Annotated in this window: 4 protein-coding genes; all 4 read right to left on the minus strand. The window is 53.2% G+C overall.

Annotated features, from left to right (window positions below):
• Positions 1 to 108: 108 nt before the first annotated feature.
• On the minus strand, positions 109 to 429 hold the full coding sequence (locus FBY01_RS31400) for an isochorismate lyase (protein ID WP_145311109.1): 321 nt from the start codon (positions 427 to 429) through the stop codon (positions 109 to 111).
• 262 nt (positions 430 to 691) lie between these two features.
• A complete protein-coding gene (locus FBY01_RS31405; protein WP_256664584.1) occupies positions 692 to 1,081 on the minus strand; it encodes a hypothetical protein in 390 nt (129 codons plus the stop codon).
• Between the two features lie 578 nt (positions 1,082 to 1,659).
• Positions 1,660 to 2,148 carry a hypothetical protein gene (locus FBY01_RS31410; RefSeq protein WP_145311114.1) on the minus strand — a complete coding sequence of 163 codons (489 nt, stop codon included), beginning with the start codon at positions 2,146 to 2,148 and terminating at the stop codon, positions 1,660 to 1,662.
• Between the two features lie 179 nt (positions 2,149 to 2,327).
• Entirely contained in the window at positions 2,328 to 3,401 is a 1,074-nt protein-coding gene (locus tag FBY01_RS31415) for an FAD-binding oxidoreductase (protein ID WP_145311116.1), read from the minus strand.
• Between the last annotated feature and the right edge of the window lie 195 nt (positions 3,402 to 3,596).

Raw genomic sequence — 3,596 nt, forward strand, 5'->3', positions numbered from 1 at the left:
GATGCCGCAGTAAGAGGCCGAATATACGTGTGCAGTCGGCACGGGCGCCAAAGCAAAGGAGGCTTGCAACGAGGAGGAGTCCATATACGGACAGTCCGGACACCAGAATCAGGTTTCGGATTGATGAGTCACCCAGTGTTTCATCTCTTCGGCAATGAAGTGGTTTACCAGGTCGCTGTACATCTTCTCGATTGCATCCGGGCTCAGACCCTCGACCTCGGCCCACTCGCGACGTGTCGCCAGCATGGCCTTGAAACGCTCCGGAGCACGCACCGAAGTCGCCGAGGTCTTGAACTTCCAGGCAGCCAGCACGTAGTGAAAACGCTTGCCCAACAGCTTGATAACGACCTGATCAATGGCATCGATTTCGCGTCGGATGTCCTCCATGCCCGCACACTCTGCGGGTTGCAACTGATTAATGACTTCCATGTAGGTGACTCCGTTTGTTAAAAAAATGGTGAACCTTCGGAAGAGGAATCGCCGAGGCATCTTCCGTGCGTGATACAGCCCGAATACCATAACATCCGTTGTCCGCAGTACCAGGAGCAGTCTTTGACTAAGGCAGATCGGCGAACTATTTAAGCCACGTTACTTGATAAGATCGTAGGTAACTGTGTCAGCCCGTTGGGTGACTGCTTCTGCCCGATTGTGCCCGTTGCGAATGCCTGCAATAGGGTTGTTGAATTATCTTTTAGAACGCCGCCGCATCGTTGATAGCTGCCTCATATGCATGCTTCTCAAATGTGAAGGGGCCAACACCGTCTATGATTTGAGGCTCTTCATAGCCGTTCTCGTAAGCAAAGGAATCCCACGTGAAACAGTCATCGTTTTGGCGAACATATACTGAGTAGGCGCCACACCCGATGTCGCCGCACTCGGGGCAGATGTAAAGGAGGATACGACCACTTTCTGTTTCAGCGTGTTCGCGTAAAAGTAGGCGAGAGTTAGATAGGCTGTTTGGCTCCGGGAAGCCCTTGACGAAACAGCCCATGAAATCTGAATGACCACCATCAGCTAAGACGAGAGCATTGAGCAACGAACGTTCGTCAATCAGAAAATCGATGGAGAATCGTTCGGCCACGGTGCAGCCATTTGAGGAGCTTCCCGGACGAAACAACTGTTGAAATGTGAGGGAACTAGTGTCCATCCTGCGAACCATTTAATGCACTGAATGTGCGGGGGATTACATACAACATTGAAGGGAGGGGCAAGGCAAATTTCATCGGGTGATTGACCGCTTTTGGCCGATTACAGCCTGTCGCGAAGGGCAGCAACCGACCCATGGCTGCCGGTCAGCAACCGCAGAATTCGGCCAGCAACCGTCTTGTCAGCTTTCATGCCGCTCAGAGCGACCGCCATACTCTCAACTGATCGTGCCGTAACCACAGAGCGGCCTCTCGGTGAGCAAATCATGACTTTGAAATAGGCCGCCTCTGGTCCAGAGGGCTGCGTCCGTTTCGCCCGCGAACTGCTCCAGTGATTCGAATCAATGCTATCTGGCTCACCACTGAGCCGATGGACCTGCGTGCCGGTACCGAGACGGCATTGGGCCGGGTGATCGTATTCTTTGGTCGCAAGGAGGCGATCGGCAAGTGAACACAGTATTGGCGCAATTGCTAAAAGCCAACGCTGAATCGGACTTGTGCAGTGTCTGGTTGGCTAGCGTAACCGATGAGTGTAATGCTGCTGTATGAAGTCGTGATCGACTTCGACCAGTCGAGGGTATCTGCTTTCGTCAAGCGTTTCGCGAAGTCGCCTAGAGTAGCTTGCCTGCTCAAAGGCAACCTGGCACCTGGCGCTGTCAAAGAATGACCGGAGATGGGCGAGTGCCTGATCAAATGCAGGGCTTTCAATACGCAGAAATAGACCTGTCAAATCTTGCTGGTCCGTGAGCTCTCGATACAAGTCGATTGCGAAAATACTGCCTCCGTTATTTTGAGCATGATACACATGCACGTCGCCGTAGCCGTTGTAAAGGTGGGCGAAATACAACTCGTGGAGTTCGATAATGTTGACGGGAATTTCAAGGGTGGTAAATACCGCCTGCAGGTCGGCGCTGGGAGCCTTCTGGTCACCTTCCCAGGTTACTAAATCTGACATCGATACACAGATGTCGAATTCTTTGGCATAGATGGTTTTTTTGGACATTCTCATTCCATCGCTGAGTGTTGGAATTTTAAGGGTGGAGCTTCATAAGGCATCGACTACGGGTTATGCCTGATATCGACCGGACGAAGCATCAGCTCATCACAGAAAGAACCAGCGGTCGCTATTCTATCTCCGCGAGAGGCCGGAAATGACCTATTGCTGCCTCACAAGAGGATCCCCTACGCCTGCAAAAATCGATCGGGCCGGCATGGGCAAAGGGAACTGGACGCCTTGTCATCGATGATCTCCTCGCTGGCCAGACGTCCCACTATCGCCGCCAAAGTAATTCCGGGGTGCATTGCACAAACATAGACGCCACCTACTTTGGGTAGATAACCGATGATGGGGATGCCATCGGCAGGCATGGGCCTGAGTCCGACACAAGCCCATTCCGGAGCTATGGAAACAACACCATGGAGTTCGTTCTGGATTGTCTTGGCAGTTCGAAGCGCTATCGCTGCCGGCTGATTTTCCATGGCGTCGTCCAGGTAATCTTCTGCCGCCAGCAACGCACCATCCGAACTTTGCCTCACTTCCATTTCAGGGCTGGAGATGAGGGTGTGCACGAGGTTGGGTTGTGACTTGTAACGGATGAAAATGGCAGGCGAGGCCTCTATCGGCAGGGACACTCCAAGCATGTCTGTCAGCTTCGTGATGCCTGTCCCGGCTGCCAATACGACAATATCGGCATCGATGATGCCTATTGTTGTTTCGACTCCGGTCACCGTTGCACTCTGGGTTACAAAACCGAGCACTCGCGTCTGAGTGAGAATCTTCGCCCCATACGCCTGGGCACCTGCGATCAACGCATGCGTAGCTGCCACTGCGTCCAGCGCTCCTTCTTCAGCCGCATATAGAGCAGACTGGGGAGGGTTCTTGAGATTTGGTTCAAGGTCGAGAATCTGCGATCGAGACACCAGGTTTGCCGAAGCTTGGTGACCTGGGATCGGCAGCGCTCCAATCGCCATCACGCTGTAAGACAAGGCACCTGTCCATCGTATCTCCAGACCAGGCAGCTGCGTTTCGAGTCGGCGGTACTCCTTGATGGCAGAACCGCGCAGTTGCGCAATTGGATCAGGTTCGGGGTGTGAGGTATTGAGCCAAGCGAATGAGCTGCCAGTCACTCCCGAAGCTATATCTTCAGCCTCTACCAAGGTGACATGCGCGCCTTTACCGGCCAAGTGATACGCCAATGACGCGCCAACGATGCCTGCACCAATGACAACGACTCGTCTGCCCTGACCATTTCCCATATCAACCTCCGTTCTGTCGATGTGACGATGGTACGACAGCTGGATGATTTCATGACATGAGAACCTGATCGTTCAGGACGCTTTTTGAGTGTCTGCTTTTGGTCCAGGCTGTGTGAAAACGCGCTAAACACCTCGAAAACTGAGAGTCGCGAGGGTTGCCTATGGAATCAGCGGGCGGAAGCGCGAATTAGTTTA

This window comes from Pseudomonas sp. SJZ077, assembly GCF_007993905.1.
Classification (GTDB): Bacteria; Pseudomonadota; Gammaproteobacteria; order Pseudomonadales; family Pseudomonadaceae; genus Aquipseudomonas; species Aquipseudomonas mandelii.